The sequence below is a fragment of the Kineosporia sp. NBRC 101731 genome (genome assembly GCF_030269305.1).
Lineage (GTDB): Bacteria > Actinomycetota > Actinomycetes > Actinomycetales > Kineosporiaceae > Kineosporia.
Genome location: NZ_BSTC01000001.1, coordinates 914,658 through 932,562 on the forward strand (window position 1 = coordinate 914,658; position 17,905 = coordinate 932,562).

Annotated in this window: 14 protein-coding genes; 5 read left to right on the forward strand and 9 right to left on the reverse strand. The window is 70.7% G+C overall.

Annotated elements, in window-relative coordinates; translation table 11 throughout:
• Entirely contained in the window at window positions 1–729 is a 729-nt protein-coding gene (locus QSK05_RS03975) for a VIT1/CCC1 transporter family protein (RefSeq protein ID WP_352299869.1), read from the reverse strand.
• 163 nt (window positions 730–892) lie between these two features.
• On the opposite strand from QSK05_RS03975, the gene QSK05_RS03980 reads away from it, so the two are divergent.
• Window positions 893–1,822 carry a response regulator transcription factor gene (locus tag QSK05_RS03980; protein ID WP_352300238.1) on the forward strand — a complete coding sequence of 310 codons (930 nt, stop codon included), beginning with the start codon at window positions 893–895 and terminating at the stop codon, window positions 1,820–1,822.
• 110 nt (window positions 1,823–1,932) lie between these two features.
• Here the strand turns inward: QSK05_RS03980 and QSK05_RS03985 are convergent, their stop codons facing one another.
• The 5 genes from QSK05_RS03985 to QSK05_RS04005 form a co-directional block, all read right to left on the reverse strand.
• Window positions 1,933–2,397 carry a hypothetical protein gene (locus tag QSK05_RS03985; protein WP_285594004.1) on the reverse strand — a complete coding sequence of 155 codons (465 nt, stop codon included), beginning with the start codon at window positions 2,395–2,397 and terminating at the stop codon, window positions 1,933–1,935.
• The gene (locus tag QSK05_RS03990) at window positions 2,394–3,182 is read right to left on the reverse strand and encodes a signal peptidase I (protein ID WP_285594005.1); all 789 of its coding nucleotides are present in this window, start codon (window positions 3,180–3,182) and stop codon (window positions 2,394–2,396) included. The genes QSK05_RS03985 and QSK05_RS03990 overlap by 4 nt, the downstream gene beginning before the upstream one ends.
• 65 nt (window positions 3,183–3,247) lie before the next feature.
• Window positions 3,248–3,868: a TasA family protein gene (locus QSK05_RS03995; RefSeq protein WP_285594006.1), complete on the reverse strand. Its 621-nt coding sequence runs from the start codon at window positions 3,866–3,868 to the stop codon at window positions 3,248–3,250.
• Between the two features lie 114 nt (window positions 3,869–3,982).
• Complete coding sequence (locus tag QSK05_RS04000) at window positions 3,983–4,711, reverse strand: ferredoxin reductase (RefSeq protein ID WP_285594007.1); 729 nt, start codon at window positions 4,709–4,711, stop codon at window positions 3,983–3,985.
• Window positions 4,712–4,772: 61 nt separating this feature from the next.
• Window positions 4,773–5,372 (reverse strand): molybdopterin-dependent oxidoreductase, encoded by a 600-nt coding sequence (locus tag QSK05_RS04005; RefSeq protein ID WP_285594008.1) that lies wholly within the window; start codon window positions 5,370–5,372, stop codon window positions 4,773–4,775.
• Between the two features lie 151 nt (window positions 5,373–5,523).
• Between QSK05_RS04005 and QSK05_RS04010 the strand changes: the two genes are divergently transcribed.
• The 4 genes from QSK05_RS04010 to egtD are packed head-to-tail and all read left to right on the forward strand — an operon-like array spanning window position 5,524 to window position 9,877.
• The gene (locus tag QSK05_RS04010) at window positions 5,524–6,801 is read left to right on the forward strand and encodes a glutamate-cysteine ligase family protein (RefSeq protein WP_285594010.1); all 1,278 of its coding nucleotides are present in this window, start codon (window positions 5,524–5,526) and stop codon (window positions 6,799–6,801) included.
• Entirely contained in the window at window positions 6,795–8,141 is a 1,347-nt protein-coding gene (gene egtB / locus QSK05_RS04015) for an ergothioneine biosynthesis protein EgtB (RefSeq protein WP_285594012.1), read from the forward strand. Before QSK05_RS04010 ends, egtB begins: the two co-directional genes overlap by 7 nt.
• Window positions 8,134–8,868 (forward strand): ergothioneine biosynthesis protein EgtC, encoded by a 735-nt coding sequence (gene egtC / locus QSK05_RS04020; protein WP_285594014.1) that lies wholly within the window; start codon window positions 8,134–8,136, stop codon window positions 8,866–8,868. The genes egtB and egtC overlap by 8 nt, the downstream gene beginning before the upstream one ends.
• Window positions 8,869–8,884: 16 nt before the next feature.
• Window positions 8,885–9,877 carry an L-histidine N(alpha)-methyltransferase gene (gene egtD / locus QSK05_RS04025; RefSeq protein ID WP_285594016.1) on the forward strand — a complete coding sequence of 331 codons (993 nt, stop codon included), beginning with the start codon at window positions 8,885–8,887 and terminating at the stop codon, window positions 9,875–9,877.
• Here the strand turns inward: egtD and QSK05_RS04030 are convergent.
• From QSK05_RS04030 to QSK05_RS04040, 3 genes are all read right to left on the reverse strand, one after another.
• The gene (locus QSK05_RS04030; protein ID WP_285594017.1) at window positions 9,856–11,337 is read right to left on the reverse strand and encodes a methyl-accepting chemotaxis protein; all 1,482 of its coding nucleotides are present in this window, start codon (window positions 11,335–11,337) and stop codon (window positions 9,856–9,858) included. The two genes, egtD and QSK05_RS04030, sit on opposite strands and share 22 nt — an antisense overlap.
• A 207-nt stretch (window positions 11,338–11,544) precedes the next feature.
• On the reverse strand, window positions 11,545–14,418 hold the full coding sequence (gene ppc, locus QSK05_RS04035; RefSeq protein ID WP_285594019.1) for a phosphoenolpyruvate carboxylase: 2,874 nt from the start codon (window positions 14,416–14,418) through the stop codon (window positions 11,545–11,547).
• A complete protein-coding gene (locus QSK05_RS04040) occupies window positions 14,415–17,477 on the reverse strand; it encodes an AfsR/SARP family transcriptional regulator (protein ID WP_285594020.1) in 3,063 nt (1,020 codons plus the stop codon). The genes ppc and QSK05_RS04040 overlap by 4 nt, the downstream gene beginning before the upstream one ends.
• Window positions 17,478–17,905: the final 428 nt, after the last annotated feature.

The window sequence follows — 17,905 nt, forward strand, 5'->3', positions numbered from 1 at the left end:
CTAGAGGGTGGTGCCGACCAGGCTCCCGACCAGGTAGGTGACCACCATGGCGAGGGCGCCGCCGACCACCACCCGCACGATCGCCCGGCGCCGCCCGGAACCGCCTAGCGTCGCACTCACCCCACCGGTGAGCGCCAGCGCGAGCAACACCACCAGAAACGTCACCGGTACCCGCGCCTGCAGGGGCGGCAGCACAATGGCGAGCGTGGGCAGAGCCGCACCCAGGGTGAAGCTCAGGGCCGACGCGCCCGCGGCCACCGTAGGGCTGGTGAGTGCGCCGGGGTCGAGGTGAAGTTCGGCATCGGCGTGGGCCGCGAATGCGTCATGTGCCGACAGTTCCACGGCCACCTGCTGCGCGGTCTGCTCGCTCAGGCCCTTCTGCCGGTAAAATCCCGCCAGTTCTTGCAGTTCACCTTCGGGATCGTCTTCCAGCTCACGCATCTCCTGAGCCAGCACGCTGCGCTCGCTGTCGCGCTGGCTGCTGACCGACACGTACTCACCCAGCCCCATCGACACCGCTCCGGACACCAGGCCGGCCACCGCGGCGGTCAGGATGGCCGAACGGTCGTCGGTGGCTCCCGCGACGCCGACCACCAGGCCAGCGGTGGAGACGATGCCGTCGTTCGCGCCGAGCACACCGGCGCGCAGCCAGTTCAGCCGGCTCAGACGGGAGCCGGGATGAGGTTCGCCGCCATGCGGCCCAGTGGACACGGCGGAATCACACCACATTTCTTCTTTCATTGTCTAACAACGCTTTTCAGGTGAGGTAAGCCATTCCTCACCCATCTGCCGGCTCATACGTGTGCGGAGGGTGACGACTCCAGGGCCGATCGGGCTGAACCGGCGGTACCTCCTACACCTGGGCCGGAACCGGGGCGAAGGTCAGCGCATGATGGAGGGGGTGAGAACTGCCGTCATCGTGGACGACGACCCGGAGGTCCGGATGATTCTGCGCGCTGCGCTGGAGTCGACCGGATTCACGGTCTTCGAGGCGACGACGGGGCACGAGGCGGTGGTTCGCGTCCGGGAGCACAATCCCGACCTGGTCACCCTCGACCTGGTCCTTCCCGGCTTCGACGGGGTCGAGGTGTGTCGCCGGATCCGGGAACTGACCGACGCCTACATCGTGATGATCACGGCGAGTTCCGACGAGGCCGACCGGTTGGTCGGGCTCGCCACCGGTGCGGACGACTACGTGACCAAACCGTTCAGTCCGCGCGAGGTGCAGGCCCGGGTCGCCGCGATGTTCCGCCGACCGCGGCGCGTGGCCCGCACCGGGTCCAGGGACCCCGGCGAGGAGCTGGTGTTCGGCCGTCGCAGCTATCTCGACGCGGCCCCCCGGCACAGCGTCCCGCTCCAGAGCACTTCCTCGGAGGGCCGGCACGTCTATGCGGTGCCGGGCGGCGAGACTGTGCCCGACGTCCCGCCCTGGGGCCCTTCCATGCTCTCCGGCGCGGACGAGGACGACCCCGGTCTCCTGCGGCACGGGCACCTGGCCATCGATGTCGAGGGGCGCACCGCGACCTACGCCGGTACCGAGCTCCCGCTCACGAAGATCGAGTTCGACCTGCTCGCCACGATGACCGGGAACCCGCGCCGGGTCTGGCGCCGCGAGACCCTGCTCAACATCGTCTGGGGCGGGCAGTGGTCGGACCATCACGTGGTCGAGGTCCACATCGGCAACCTGCGCCGCAAGCTCGCCGACGTCGCGGGAGCGGGCCTGCCCATCATCAAGACCGTGCGCGGCATCGGCTACCGGATGGCCCCGGTCGACCCGGCCCAGTCGTCGGGACATCACGCCGGCCTGCCCACCACCTACTGAGGTGGGGGGCGTCGTCCCCCATTTGAGGTGAGTGTCGTTGCTCCCTCTACGAAATGAGGGACGACGTCCCTCACCTTTTTGTTCGTGATCACGGAGGGTTGGGGGGAACTTCAGAGGAAGGGGCAGTTCGCGGAGCCGGTCGTGACCGGGGCGCTCGTCCAGTTGCTGTAGACCGCCTGGATCCGGAACTGGTAGGTGTTCGGTGTCAACAGGCCGTTGCGCACGACGTTCACGGTCCAGGTCGTGGTGGCTCGCCCGGAGATGCTGACCGCGGTCTGGGGCGTTCCGTTCAGGACAGGGGTGATGACGTATCCGGTCGCGTAGATCGACGTCGTCACGGACCAGGTGAGTTTCATCGTGGGTTGAACGAAAATGATGATGCCGCAGGTGCTGTTGTCCGCGGTCACCGAGATGGTGGCCGGGGCGGCCAGGGTGGCCGTGCTCGCCGTGGTGCTCGCCACGGCGGTGATCTGGAACGCCGCCCGGGCCTGGAGCGGCGCGAGCAGCACGAAGATGATCGCGGCCAGGGCGATCAGGATCGGCCGGCGGCGCAGGCCACTCAGCGAGGCGGTCATCGGGTAGGTTCCTTCGCGAAAGGGCTCTGGTGGTATTGGATGTCGTGTGGGTCGGGTTGCTTGTTGCTGCGCCGGCGCGGTGTCCAGATGATCGAGAGGGCCAGGACGGCGCCGACGACGGGTGCCACGTACACGGTGACCCGGGCGACCCCCGGCTCGCGGAAGAAACGGATGCCCTCACCGATCTTCGGGATCACCGTGTCGACCCGCCACATCGTGCCGCTGGTGAAGTTGGCGGTCCACGGGTCGTTCGAGGGATTCGCGTCGCCCTTGGTCTGAACGGTGACGCTGCCGTTCGTCTCGGTGGTCACCGTGATGATGCGGTGGCTGACGATGCGGTGATCCTCGACCGGGATCCGGTAGGTGATGATGTCGCCGGGCTTCAGGTCGTAGATCGAGGTGCGGGTGTCCACGGCCACGTCGCCCGGGTTGATCGTGGGCACCATGCTGCCGGTCAGCATGGTCATGGTCTGGTACGGGAACAGGTGGGGTCCGACGGCGAGGAACAGGAACAACGCGAAAGCCACTGTGCTGAGTACATTCCCGATCTGATACGAGAGCACTCCGACGATTCTGCGGAAGTGGGCGGCAGGGCCGTCGGGCACCAGGGTGACGGCCGGAGTTGCCTGCCCCTCACCACCAGAACCAGTGCCAGAACCACAGCCCGCACCGAGCCTCAGCCCAGCCGCCCGGCCTGTTCCGTGCACGATCTCGTCGAAGGAGACGGAGTCGGGTGAAACCGGGCCGGGGAGGTCGCGGACCGGCGCGGTGGCGACCACGACCATGTCCTCGACCTCCCCGGGCGGGTAGAGCTGGCAATCCTTACTGTCGGCCGGTAGGCGGGCGGAATTTACTTGTTCGTGGCGGTCCGCTGGGTACCGAGGAAGGTGAAGCCGATGGTGCTGCTCTGGTTCTGCAACGAGTTGTCCGCCGTACTCGGCAGGGTCAGCGTGACCTTGAGATGGTCGGTGGTTCCGGCGGTCAGGGCGTTGAGGTTGGTCAGGGCCAGGTTCGCACCGATCACCGGGGTGCTGGCGAGGACCGCGGTGGTGGTCCCGCCGCAGGTGTAGGTGAAGGCGGGGGAGGTGCCGGCCTCGGTCCAGGCGGTGGAGCAGTTGTCGATCTTCAGCTGCAGGCCCATCGACGAGCTGGTGTCCAGCAGGCTGCTCGACGTGGCCGCGGTGGTCAGGGCCACGCTGGCCAGGTTCTGGGTACCGGAGTTGGTGAGGTCCACCGCGCGCTGCATGGTGTCGCCCGGCACCAGGCCGGTGGCGCCCAGGGTCAGGCGGTTCGCGGCGGAACCGGCGGTGCCGAGGGCGATGGTGACCGTACCGGTCGCGACGGTGGTGCTGGCCGAGGTCGAGCTGGTGAAGGTACCGAAGGTGCCCAGACCGGCCACGGCGGCCGCCGAGCCGAGGACGGCGACGGAGGCAACGACCTTGCCGGTCATCGTGGTCAGTCCGAGCTTCATATGCCGTGCTCTCCTTGCTGGGCAGGGGTGGGTACCCCTAACGAGTCGGCGGGGCGGTTCTGTTCAGAACCGCCCCGCCCGCAAGGTTTCCGCAAGGAACCCTCAGCCCTCGGATCAGCCCGGACCGAACCTCTCGATCCGCACGTCCGCGGCGGGCAGGCCCAGGGTCACCAGCAGCTGGGAGGCGTGCTCGGTGAAACCCGCCGAACCACACACGTAGGCCGTGGCTCCGGGCACCGCGGCCAGCAGGGGCTCCAGGTCGGCCGCGGTCAGCCGGCCCACCGGGCGCCCGTCGGCGTCAGGCGCCTGCCGGGTGTGGATCACCGTGGTCTCCGGGCCGTACTCACCTGGGTAATACAGATCCTCCGGCCGGCGCACCGACACCAGCAGGCGCAGGGGAACCGGTTCGCCCTGGGCGTGCCAGTAGCGCCGCATCGCCATCAGCGGCACCACACCCGACCCGCCCCCGAGCAGCAGGGCCGGGGTGTCGCCGCGCCAGACGAACCAGCCGCCGAACGGTCCACGGACCTCGACCTCGTCGCCGACCCCGATCTCCTCGTGCAGGTACGGGGAGACCTCGCCGTCGTCGATGCGCTCGACGGTGAGCTCCACCTCGGAGCCGTTCCCGGGGGCGGAGGCGATGCTGTAGGAACGCTGCGCGGTGGAGCCGTCGGGAGCGGTGAGCCGCACGTCGTAGTGCTGGCCGGGAACATGCCGGTCGACGTTCTCGCCCCGGATCGCGAGCCGGAAGGTCCTGGCCCGGGCGGTCTCGTCCCGGACCTGGGTCACGACCGCCGGGAGCCAGAGACGACGGGCCCCGGAGGGTGGGACCCGCCGCGTCACCGGGCCCAGCGTGGGCAGCGCCGGCAGAGAAGCCGGCAGAGAAGGAAGTGCGGGAAGGCCGTCAGTCACCGGAGTACCGCTGTTCCAGCCACGGGTCCCCGAGCTCGTGGTAGCCCCGCTGTTCCCAGAATCCGGGCTCGTCGTGGTCGAGCAGGCGCAGGCCACCGATCCACTTGGCGCTCTTCCAGAAGTACAGGTTCGGCACCAGTAGCCGGGCCGGACCACCGTGCTCGTGGGGGAGCGGCTTGCCCTCGTGCTCCCAGACCACCCAGGCCCGGCCCCCGGTGATCTCGGCCAGCGGCAGGTTGGTGGTGTAGCCGGTGTGGCTCCAGGCCACCACGTGCGTGGCCTCCGGCAGCACCCCGGCCTCGGCCAGGAAGGTGTCCACGCTGACGCCGGAGAATCCGGTGCCCAGTTTCGACCAGCTGGTGACGCAGTGGATGTCGCCGGACCAGGTCGAGCTCTCCAGCCGGTGCGCGGTCTGCCAGTCCCAGGTCTTCGCCTGCTGCACCAGCCCGTCCACGCGGAAGCTCCAGTTGTCGGCGGTGAGCTGGGGGCTGACCTCCGCCGTCAGAACCGGCCAGCTACTGCCGGTGTCGTACTGGCCAGGGGGCAGCCGGGGATCGGGCAGTTGCCCACGGCCGAAGCCGGTACGCGCCATGTCGCTTCCTCTCGCAGATTCTTGGGGTACGGCAAATTTAATCGAACACCTCAGCATCGTTGCAGGTGACGGCATTCCCGGCTACATCTATCGAATTTGGTCCGAAGTTTCGGGTAGCGCTATCCGTGACCGGATGCGCACTATGGTCGGCGTGTCGATCGAAGACCTCGCCCAGGCGGCTGGTCCGGTGGCAGGAACGGTGAGTGATCCCTTGGACGGTCAGCCACTCACCGAGTCCGATGCCGAAGGCTGGATCCCCCGAACCTGTTTCAAGTGTGGCCCACCGCGCACGGTGGGTATCGAGCTGGAATATCTGATTCACCGCGACGTGGACCCGCCGGAGCATCTGGCGCCGGACAAACTGAAACTGCTGCACGACGACATCCAGACCCAGGCGCTACGATCCGGATTCACGGTCGAGCCCGGTGGGCAGGTCGAGCTCAGCTCCCTCCCGGCCGATGATCTTCCCGGTGCGATCGCCGACCTGACAGCAGATCTCGAGAAGCTGACCGCCGTCGCGAGTCGCCACGGGGCCCGGCTGACCGGAACCGGTATCGACTCCCTCCCCCTGCCCGTCCGGTACCTGCAGGAACCCCGATATGCCGCGATGGAGGAGTATTTCGATCGCACCGGCTCGGCCGGGCGGGTCATGATGCGCGCCAGCGCCTCGGTCCAGGTCAACATCGAGGCCGCGCGCATCGGATCCGGTCCCGGTGATTTCGACCGGCGCTGGGAACTGCTGCACGCGATCGGTCCCGCCACCGCCGCCGCGTTCGGCCGGCCCACCCGGCACCCCGTCGCCGACCCCCGTCTGAAGGGCTATCGCCTTCTGCGTCAGGGAATCTGGCGCCGCCTCGACCCGGCGCGCTGCCACGCACCCGTCCCGACCTCCGGTGAAACGCTTCAGGAGGCCTACACCCGCTGGGTTCTCGACGCCCCCGTCCTGGCGGTGCGGCGAAACGGCCGCCCCTGGACGGCGCCGCGCGACCTGACCTTCCGCCAGTGGTTGCGTGAGGGTGCCCGGGCCGTGCCGGACGCCACCGCGCCCACCCTCGAGGACCTGAAGTTCCACCTGACCACGCTGTTCCCGCCGGTGCGGGCACGGGGGTTCTACGAGGTGCGCTACCTCGACCAGCAGCCCGGCCCCGGGTGGCGGGTGGCGGCCGCCACGGTCGCCGCGCTGATGCAGGACGACTCCGCCGGTGACGCCGCGCTGGAGGCCTGCGAGCCGGTGCGCGACGCCTGGGAGCTCGCCGCCCGTGAGGGCCTGGCGAACGACCGGGTGCGCGAGGCGGCCCGGAAGGTGCTGGAGCACGCCGCGCAGGCCCTGGACCGGGACGGGATGGGCGAACTGGCCCAGCAGACCTCCGAGTACCTCGACCGCGTGGCCCTGACCGAACCGAGCGCAGTGGAGGAGCGACCGTGGTGAACCCCGATCTGGGTCCGGCGGAGCTGGACGACGCCCAGTTGCGCGAACGCCTGGCCGCCGACCTGATCCGCGCCCGCGCCCGTACCCAGCAGCTGACCGACGTGGACGACACCGAGCTCACCCACCAGCACTCGCCGCTGATGTCGCCGCTGGTCTGGGACCTGGCACACATCGGCAACCAGGAGGAGCTGTGGCTGCTGCGGGACGTGGCCGGGCGCGATCCCCTGCTGCCCGAGACCGTGGACCAGCTCTACGACGCGTTCCAGTACCCCCGCAAGGACCGGCCGAAGCTCCCCCTGCTGGAGGCCGGGCCGTCCCGTCAGTACGTGGACGGCGTGCGCAGCAAGGTGCTCGACGTGCTGGAGCGGATCCCGCTGAACGGGCGCCCGCTGCTGAACCGGGGGTTCGCCTTCGGCATGATCGTGCAGCACGAACAGCAGCACGACGAGACCATGCTGGCCACCCACCAGTTGCGCACCGGAGAGGCGCTGCTGAGCGCACCGCGGCCACCGCGGGCGTCCGCCAAGAATCTCCCGCCCGAGGTTCTGGTGCCGGGCGGCCCCTTCACCATGGGCACCGACGTCGAGCCCTGGGCCCTCGACAACGAGCGTCCGGCCCACGCCGTCGACGTGCCGGCCTTCTTCATCGACACCACCCCGGTGACCAACCGCGCCTACCGGGACTTCGTCGAGGACGGCGGCTACGACGATCCGCGCTGGTGGGACCCGCGGGGCTGGGCGTACCGGCAGCAGACCGGGCTGAGCGCCCCGCAGTTCTGGAACCGCGAGGCAAACACCTGGACCCGGCGGGTTTTCGGGCGTACTGAACCGCTTCACGACGACCAGCCGGTGGTGCACGTCAACTGGTACGAGGCCGACGCGTACGCGCGTTGGGCCGGTCGCCGGCTGCCGACCGAACCGGAGTGGGAGAAAGCGGCCCGTTTCGACCCGGTGTCCGGGCGCTCGCGGCGTTTTCCCTGGGGCGACGAGGAACCGTCCGCCGAGCACGCCAATCTCGGTCAGCGGTATCTGGAACCGGCCGAGGTGGGAGCGTACCCGGCAGGGCGGTCCGCCCTCGGGGTGCACCAGCTGATGGGCGATGTCTGGGAGTGGACCTCGAGCACGTTCAACGGTTACGACGGATTCCGGGCCTGGCCGTACCGGGAGTACTCGGAGGTCTTCTTCGGGCCGGACTACCGGGTGCTGCGCGGCGGCTCGTTCGGGTCCGACCCCTCGGCCGTGCGGGCCACGTTCCGCAACTGGGACTACCCGATCCGGCGGCAGATCTTCAGCGGTTTCCGGTGCGCCCGGGACCTGACCGCCGCCGAGAAAGATGTGTAGACACCTCGCCTACGTCGGCCCGGAACTGAGGATCGGGGAACTCGTCACCGATCCGCCGCACGCCCTCACCCGCCAGGCCTGGGCCCCGCGCCGGCAGACCCACGGGATCATGAATGTGGACGGTTTCGGGCTCGGCTGGTACGCGCCGGGCGATCCCCAGCCGGCCCGGCACCGCGGCGACGGGCCGGTCTGGGGCGACGAGACCTTCGCCGACCTGGCCCGCACCGTGCGGACCACCGGGCTGCTCGCGGCCGTCCGCTCCGGCACCGAGGGCATGGTGTCGGGGCGGGGGGCGGCCGCACCGTTCCGCGACGGTCCCTGGCTGTTCAGCCACAACGGCGCCCTGCCGGGCTGGCCGGGTTCGGGAGCCGAACTGGTGAAGGACCTCGAACCGGCGCGTCTCCTGCGGCTCGACGCGCCCACCGACGCCGCCGCGCTCTGGGCCCTGACCCTCGACCGGCTGGACGCGGGCCACACCCCGGAGCAGGCCCTGCGGCACGTGGTGCGGCGCACACTCGAGACCACCGGAGGGCGGGTGAACCTGCTGCTCACCGACGGCCGGCGGATTGCCGGCAGCGCACAGGGCGCGAGCCTCTCCTACCGCCGCACCCACGGCGGGGTGGTGGTGGCCTCCGAGGCGTACGACGACCAGGACGGCTGGCACGACGTGCCGGACGGGCAGCTGATCACGGTGGAGGACGGCGACATCGCGCTGAATCCGCTCTAGAGCAGAAAAGGATCTCATGGACTACGGTTTCACCGATCACCTGCCCGAGGACTTCGCCGACGGGAGCCTGCGCGCCGACGTGCTGGCCGGATTCGGGGCGACGCCGAAATGGCTTCCACCGAAATGGTTCTACGACAAGAACGGCAGCGAGCTGTTCGAGGACATCACCCGGCTGCCGGAGTACTACCCGACCCGCAGCGAGCGGGCGATCCTCCAGGCGGACGCGGCCGGTATCGTCGGCCGGTCCGGTGCCCGGCACCTGGTGGAGCTGGGGTCGGGGTCGTCGGAGAAGACCCGGTTGCTGCTCGATCAGCTGGATCAGGACCGGGCCGTCTACACCGCGCTCGATGTCAGTGGGAGCGCGCTGCGGCAGGCCGCCCAGGCGCTGCGCATCGCCTATCCCAGGTTGCGGATAGAGGCTGTCCGGGCGGACTTCGAGCAGCATCTCACCGCGGTGCTACGTGACGGCCGGGACGAGGGGCACCGGATCGTCGCCTTCCTCGGCGGGACGATCGGCAACCTGCGCCCCGAACAGCGTCAGGCCTTCCTCTCGGCCGTGCGGGACGGTCTGGGACCCACGGACTCGTTCCTGCTCGGCGCCGACCTGGTGAAGTCGCCCGCCGTGCTGGTGCCCGCCTACGACGACGCGGCCGGAGTGACCGCGGCGTTCAACCTGAACCTGCTGCGGGTGCTGAATGACCGGCTGGGAGCCGATTTCGACCCAGAAGCCTTCGAGCACCGGGCGTTCTGGAACGAGTCGGAGGCCTGGATCGAGATGCGGCTGCGCGCCCGGGACGACCTCACCGTGCGGTTCGCCGATCTCGACCTCACTGTCGAGTTCGGCGCGGGCGAGGAACTACGCACCGAGATCTCCGCCAAGTTCACCCGTAACTGCCTCGAAGAAGAGCTCACAACGGCTGGTTTCACCCCGGAGGGCTGGTGGACCGACCCGGACGGCCGGTTCTCGCTCTCCCTGTGGAAGCCTCTTCAGGACGACTCGAGTTCTTGAGCCATCCGGGCCTGGATCTCCAGGATCTCCTGGATCCGGTTCTGCACCGAGTCCATCTGGCCGATGATCTCGCTGGTGCTCTGGATGCCGGTGGCCACGGAGCGGGCGTTCGTCTGGATCGCGGCGATCTGGTCGGACACCTGTCCCGTGGCTCGGGCAGTCTCCTGGGCCAGCTGCTTCACCTCGTCCGCGACCACGGCGAAGCCCTTACCGGCGTCCCCGGCCCGGGCCGCCTCGATCGTGGCGTTCAGGGCCAGGAGGTTCGTCTGGTCGGCAATGCTGGAGATGATCTTGATGACGTCGCCGATCGCCGCGGACGCCGCACCCAGGCTCTCCACCTCGCCGGTCATCGCCCCGGCCCGGTCCACGGCCTCGCCGGCCACCCGGGTGGCGTCCTGGGTGGCGCCGCGCAGCTGCTGAACCGTTTCGAAAAGAGCTCGGGCGCCGGATTTCTCGGACTCGGCCCGGCGGAGTGACTCCAGCCGCTGGGAGACCAGCTGCTGCACGTTGCGCAGGGCGCCCATCCGCGACTCGGACAGCTCGATCGTCTCGGTGGTGAAGAAATCCATCGTGCCGATCACCCGGCCGGCGATGATGATCGGGAAGCAGATGCCCGACTTCACCCCGGCCCGGCCCGCGGCGGGAGCCCGCACGCAGTCGGTCAGGTCGGCCAGGTTCTTCACGAAGACCAGGTCGCGCGCCCGCCAGGCGCGGCCCGAGAGGCCCACCCCCTCTGCGAAGCTCGCGGCCAGGGTGACCTGGCGGAACTCGTCGCCGGCGGATCCCGACTCCAGCTCGAACCGCAAGACGTCCTCGCCCTCGGCAATGGCCCAGAAGGAGCCGTAGGCCCAGCCGAACGAGGCGCGTACGGCCTCCAGGGCCGCCCGGGTGCAGCCGGCCTCGTCGACGACCTGGTTCAGGGTGCTGACCACCTCGGTGACGGCCAGCCGGTCGTCGGCGACCTCCTGCAGCTGGGCCTGGGCGATCGCCCGGTACACCGCCATGTCGGCGAGTTTGGCGATCTCGACGATCTTCTCGCGGCGGCCGGGATTCGGGGCGATCGGGGTGGAACAGAAGTACTCCAGCACGCCACGGACCTGGCCCTGGTTGCGGACCGGGTAGAACATGCCGGCCACCATGCCGAGCTTCTCCGCGGCCTGGGCCCGGACCGATCCGGTCGCGGTGTTCAGGTCGTCGACGAAGATCGTGTCACCGGAACGGTAGGCGCGGCCGACCAGGCTGGCGTCCACCGAATTGCGCTTGCCCGGGAAGGCTGCCGACATGGCGCCCGCGATCTTGCCCGACTCGTGGATCAGCCGGAGCTCGCCCTCGTCCAGCAGCCAGGCGGCGCCGTAGTCCACGCCGCTGGCCCGCACGAACGCGTCCACCGAGATGCGGTAGGCGCTCTCCTCGTTGGTCACCGACTCCAGCGCCTCGATGACCTCCGCGTACGTCTCCACGTCACGAGGCGCGGTGAACTCTGTTGTCCCGCCGGCGCGCCTTCTGCCCAACACCACGGATTCCCCATTCCCCAGTCTGTAGTGGCGCGCAGCGCCACTCGTCAGGGGATCGGATCGTGAGGTGCCGAGCTTGAACCCCGAGCGAGGACGCGCGTCCTCAAGTTCTCTTTTCCGGAACTCGAGGACACGCGTCCACCGGGGAACCGATCAGCCGGTGTTGCGCAGCCCGGCGGCGATGCCGTTGATCGTGAGCAGCAGTGCCCGCTGCAGATCCGGGTCGGGCGTGATGCCTGATGCCGAGGCCTGACGCGAGCGGGCCAGCAGCGAGATCTGCAGGGCGTGCAGCGGAGCCAGGTAGGTGTCACGCAGCTCCAGCGTGCGGCGCAGCACGGGCGACGCGGCGAGCAGCTGGTCGCGCCCGGTGACCCGCAGCACCTCCTGCACCGTGCGCTCGTGCTCGGCCTCGATCACGGCGAAGAGCTTGGCGGCCTCCGGGTTCGGGCCGTCGCCCACCAGCGTGCGCACGTAGCGACCGGCGATCTGCAGGTCGGTCTTCGCCAGCGTCATCTGCACGTTCGACAGGAACGTGCGGAAGAAGTGCCAGGAGCCGTACATCTGCTTGAGCGTGTCCTCGCGGCCGTCCTCCCGGGCCGCCGCCAGGCCGCTGCCGACCCCGAACCAGCCGGGCAGGTTCATCCGCGACTGGGTCCAGCCGAACACCCACGGAATGGCCCGCAGATCGTCGAGACCACCCGGGCCACCGGGCCGGCGCGAGGGCCGGGAACCGATGTTCAGGTTGCCCAGCTCGTCCACCGGGGTGGCGGTGACGAAGAACGGCACCAGCAGCGGGTCACGCACCAGCGACCGGTAGGCGACCTGGGCCGATCCGGCGACCAGGTCCATGGTGCTGTTCCAGCCGTTCAGCACGTCGTCCGGAAGGCGCGAGGTGCGGTGCAGCACCGAGGCTTCCAGCACCGCGGCGAGCGCGAGCTCGATGTTCTCGCGGCCCAGCTGCGGCAGTGTGTACTTGTCCGAGATCACCTCGCCCTGCTCGGTGACCTTGATCGGCCCGTTCAGGCTGCCGTACGGCTGGGACAGGATCGCCTCGCCGGTCGGGCCACCCCCGCGTCCGACCGAGCCGCCGCGGCCGTGGAACAGCCGCAGCACCACGCCGTGCTGGGCGGCGACGTCGCGCAGCGCCCGCTGGGCGCGGTGGATCTGCCACTGGGAGGCCGCGATCCCGGCGTCCTTGGAGCTGTCCGAGTAGCCCAGCATGATCTCCTGGACCTCGCCGCGGGCGGTGACCACCCGGCGGTAGGCGGCGTCGGAGAGCAGCGCGTCCATCAGCGGGCCGGCGGCCTCGAGCTCGGTCACCGTCTCGAAGAGCGGCACGAAGCCGATCTTCGCCCAGGCCGGGGCCTCGTCGCTGCCGGTGTCGACCAGCCCGGCCTCCCGGGCCAGCACGACCACGGCCAGGATGTCGTCGATGTCCTGCGCCATCGAGACGATGTAGCTCTCGATCACGTCGGGGCCGAACTTCTGCAGGGCCCGGCGGATGGTGTGGAACAGATCGAGGACGCCCGCGGCGGGCTGGGGGAGGGTGTCCACGCCCGCGCCGATCAGGGGGCGGCGGTGGGCGAGCTCCTTGGACAGCACCTGGATCCGGGTGGGCCGTTCCAGTTCGGCGTAGGGCTGCTCGAGCTCCCCCAGCCGGTCGAACAGCGTGGCCAGGGCGGCGTGGTGCCGGCCGGCGTGCTCGCGGATGTCGAGCGTGGCCATGCCCATCCCGACGGCCACGGCGGTGCGCAGCAGGCGCAGCACCGGGCCGTTGGCGATCAGGGCGCCGTCGTGGGCCAGCAGCGAGTCGCGGATCAGTTCCAGGTCGGCGATGACCTCGTCGAATCCCAGGTAGTCGCGGCCGGGCTCGTGCGGGGTGCCGTTGTCCAGCCGGTCGCGGGTGCGGGACAGACGCACCCGGATGTAGCTGAGCTTGAGCCGGTAGGGCTCCTCGTAGTTCAGCCCGATGAAGGCCGCGTAGGCGCCCGGCAGGGCCAGGCGGTCGGCCTCCAGGCTGGTCTTCAGCTCGTCGCTGACCGAGACGACGCGGGTGGACGAGGCCAGGTCGAGCACCAGTTCGTCGACCGCCGAGATCAGCTCGCGCAGGCCGAAGTCGTGCTGCAGGCCGAGCACGTCGAGCGTGACCTGGGGGGTGACGTTCGGGTTGCCGTCCCGGTCGCCGCCGGCCCAGGTGCCGAAGCGCAGCGGCCGGGCGCCGGCGGGCAGCTCGATGCCGATCCCGGCCAGCTGCAGGTCGAGCTCCTCCAGCAGGTCGGGCACGACCTGGGCGGTGAGGGTCTGCAGGTAGTAGATCGCCGTGCGGGCCTCGTCGGTCGGCTTGGGCCGCTCGGTGCGCAGTTCGTCGGTCTGCCAGAGCAGGTCGACCAGCTCGGCCAGCCGGCGGTGGGTCCGGGACACGTCGACGGCCCGCCCGCGCGGGTCTTCCTGCTCGAGGATCAGGTCGGCGATCTTGCGCAGCAGGTCGAGCACCGAGCGGCGGCTGGCCTCGGTGGGGTGCGCGGTGAACACCGGTCGCAGCTCGACCCGGGCCAGGATCTCCTTGACCAGTTCCGGGTCGATGTCGCCGGAGTCGATGGCCTTGCCGATCCGGCCGACCGTGGCCTGCAGCGGGCCCTCGGGGCGGGCCGTCAGCTCCTGCCAGCGGTGCAGCTGCTCGGTGATGTTGGCCAGCTGGAAGTAGGCGGTGAAGGCCCGGCCCAGCACGATCGCGGTCGGGTCGTCCAGACCGCTCAGCAGGGTGTGGAGCTCACCGTCGTCGGGCTGCCGGGCCAGCACCCGGACCTGTTCGACCAGGGCCAGCAGCTCGGGGCCCTCGTGCCGGGTCAGGGCCTCGCCGAGCAGGGTGGAGAGCTGCCGGACCGAGGCCCGCAGGGCTGTGTGCTGCTCGTCGGAGGCCACGCCACCGGCGAACTGACCGACATCGGGCTCCCGGTGATCGGCGTCCACCATCTGCTGGACGTCGGCCTCGCTGGGGCTCTGGGGCGGGGCGGAATCGTCGCTCATGGGCTTGAGTCTGCCGCAAGCTCCTCGTCGTCCGGGAGGGTCATCCGTTGGTGAAGAATCCGAGGTGCCGGTGCTCCCGGTTCCGGGATCTGAACAACCAGTCCGACATGTGGGACGAATCGGGGTTCCTCGGGGGGTGCGCCCCGCACCCAGGCGGTGCCCCAGGAGGCCGGTGCGCCGAGCCCGGTCAGCACCGCGAAAGGCACCGCAGCCCCGGTCTCGGTGTCGATCAGGTCGTGCCGACCCGGGCCGGTGCGCTCCAGCTCGGCCTCGGTGGCAGCCAGCACCTCGCGGGTCAGCCGGCCCACCACCGCCATACCCCGCGCCTCCCGCCAGGCCCGGCCGGTCGCCAGCAAGCGCACGGCCGCACGCCGGTCACCCTCAGCCAGCGCGACCGCCCCGAGCAGGCTGACGGTGTCGGGCAGGGTGATCAGCTGCCCGGCCTCGTACATCAGCGGCAGCGCGGCCCGTAGCGCCGTGCCCGCCGCGTCCGGCCCGCCCAGCCGCAGCTGCACCAGGCCGGTGCCGGCCAGGACGTCGGCCCGCAGAGGCACCGACTGCCCACTGCCGGCCGCGGCCGCCGCCTCGGCCAGCAGATTGCTCGCGCGGACCGCGTCGTCCTGGTCGGCGGCCACCGCGGCCAGGTTCACCAGTGCCACGGCCAGGTTGCTCGAGGCCTGCTCGACCTGCGACCAGGCCCGGAACGACTCGAACAGCGACTCGGCCGCGTCCGGGTGCCCGGTCTCGTCGAGCAGCTCACCGTGCTCGTTGCCCAGCCGCACCACCAGGGCCCAGGCCCCGGCCCGGCGGGCGGCCAGCAGCGCCTCCTCGACCAGGGTCAGGGCGTGGGCGGGCAGACCGGAGTACCGGGCGGCGACCGAGCGGGCGGCCAGGGTGCGGGCGGTCAGCTCGCCGTCGTCGATCGCGCGGGCGGCCTGGTAGGCGCCGTTCAGGGCGGGCTGCGCCCGTTCCAGGTCGGCGCCGACCAGCGCCAGGTTGCCCGCCATCAGCAGCAGCCGGGCGCGCTCGTGCTCGGAGGTGGCGGCGCCCCGCGCGGCCTCCACCCAGTGGTCGGCCTGCCGCAGACGTCCGGTGTAGAACCAGTGGCCGAGCAGACTCAGCACCAGGCCCACCAGCAGGCTGCCGTCGCGGGCCGTGGCCGCGTGCTCCAGGGCGGCGGTCAGGTTGGCCGACTCCGACTCCAGGGCCAGCAGCACCGGGGAGTCGGGGTTGCGGCCGGGCTCGTCGGCGGCCTGGCGGGCCAGGCCGGCGAAGTACCGCGCGTGCCGGTCGGAGACGGCCCGGCGCTGCTCGGGAGGCCGGGCCGCCAGCATCTGGGCGGCGTACTCGCGGATCGTGGCGAGCATGCCGAAGCGACCGGAACCGTCGGCCAGCACCAGGCTGTGATCGACGAGACGGTCCAGCTCGGCCAGGGCCCCGGCCTCGCACACCGCCTCCATGGCCTCGAGGGTCCAGCCGCCGCTGAACACCGACAGGTCGGCCAGCAGCCGCACGCTCCGATCGGGCAGCCGGGCCATCGCCTCGTCCAGCAGGGCCTGCAGGCTGCGCTGGCGTTCGGGCAGGTCGGACGGGCCGTGCCGGAGCAGCTCCAGCCGTCCGGCCGGGCGCAGGCGCCGCCGCATCTCCTCCGGGGACAGGGTGCGGATGCGGGCCGCGGCCAGCTCGATCGCCAGCGGGTGCCCGTCGAGCAGGTCGCAGACCGCGCCCACCTCGTCCGCGTTCACACTGCTCACCTCGAAGCCGGGCAGCACGGCCGCGGCCCGGTCGCGGAACAGCCGCACGGCGTCGGGCGGGGCCAGCGGGGGGACGGGCAGCAGGTGTTCGCCGCGCAGGCGCAGCGCCGTGCGGCTCGTGGTCAGCACACTCAGCGAGCCGGCCCGGTCGAGCAGCTCGGCCACCACCCCGGCGGCCGAGGGCGGGGCCTGCTCCATCTCGTCCAGCACGAGCAGCGTCGGCTCCTCGTCCAGCGCCGCCGCCACGAGCTCGGGCAGCGGCCTTTCCTGGCGGCCGCTGTGCCCCAGGGCGCGGCCGATCGCGGTCAGTAGTTCCTCGGGGCCCCGCACGCCGTCCAGGCCGGTCAGCACCGTGCGGCGCCCCGGAGCCGTGCGGTGGGCGATCTCCAGAGCCAGCCGGGTCTTCCCGATCCCGCCCGGCCCGATCACCGTGATCAGCCGGGTGCCGCGGGCCAGCAGGTCGTGGGCGGCCCGGAGTTCGGGGTCGCGGCCGATCAAGCCGGTGCGGGGACGCGGGGGACTGCGGCGGCGGGCCGGGGTCAGGGAGGTCGCGTGGCGCAGCACCTCGGCCTGCAGGTCACGCAGTGCGGGAGAGGGATCCACCCCCAGCTCCTCGTCCAGACGGCGCTGGGCCGCGGAGAAGGCGGCCAGCGCGTCGGCCTGCCGTCCGGACCGGTAGAGCGCCGTCATCAGCTGGCCGGTGAAACGTTCGTCCAGCGGGTGGCTGCGCACCAGTTCCTGCAGCTCGGGCACGATCGCGGCGTCCAGGCCGAGGGCCGCGTCGGCGTCCAGCCGGGCTGCCAGCGCCGACAGCCGCTGACCTTCCAGCCGGACCCGGTGCACCTCACCGATGCTGCTGGTCAGGTCGGTCAGGGCGGGCCCGCGCCAGAGGCCGAGGGCCGCCCGCAACTCGCGGGCGGCGGACCGGGGGTCGCCGGCCGCCAGCGCGGCCTGCCCGGTGGCCGCGGCCTGCTCGAAGCGGTGCAGGTCGATGGCCTCGGCCGGCACGTCGAGCAGATAGCCCTGCGAGGTGCTGCGCAGCACCGAGTCGGGGCCCAGTACCCGGCGCAACCGGGACACGTAGACCTGCATGGTGTTGACGGCGCCCCGGGGCGCCGCCTCGTCCCACAGCTGATCGATGAGGCGCTCGGTCGAGATCGGGGTGCGGGCCGACAGAGCGAGCAGAATGAATACGGCCCGTGATTGGCGGCCACCGAGAGTGACTGATGTTCCGTCGTCGGTGACGTCCAGCGGGCCGAGGAGCCGAATCGCAAGACGAGAGGGAACGTCCTGACGGAGTGTCATCGGACGTAAACGTACCGATGTCACGGGTGGGTTCAGGGGAGATTCACGATCGTGTCAGCCCACTCGTGCAGTATCGGCGTGCGGGCCGGTGGTCCTCCGGTGAGATTCCGGTGGTCCTGGAACGGACGGGACCGTCCCGCCGGTCCGCACCAGATCTCATCGGCATGTCGCATCTCATCGGCATGTCGTGCAAAGCGTGCCTCGCGATCATGTAAAGACTCTGCGTGCAAGGGCGTCCGAGGGCTGTCCGAGGGCTGTCCGAGGGCCTTCGAGTGACGTAATTCTCGTGCTGCACGCAGACTGCATCGATCGCCGAATCCCAGGTTCCGCAGGTGGGATTGGCGATCACGGGTCCGGCCTGATCACGGTAGGTCCCGGGTCGCATCCGAGGGGTTCGCGAAGCTCCCGGCGAGGGGCGTTCGGCGGGC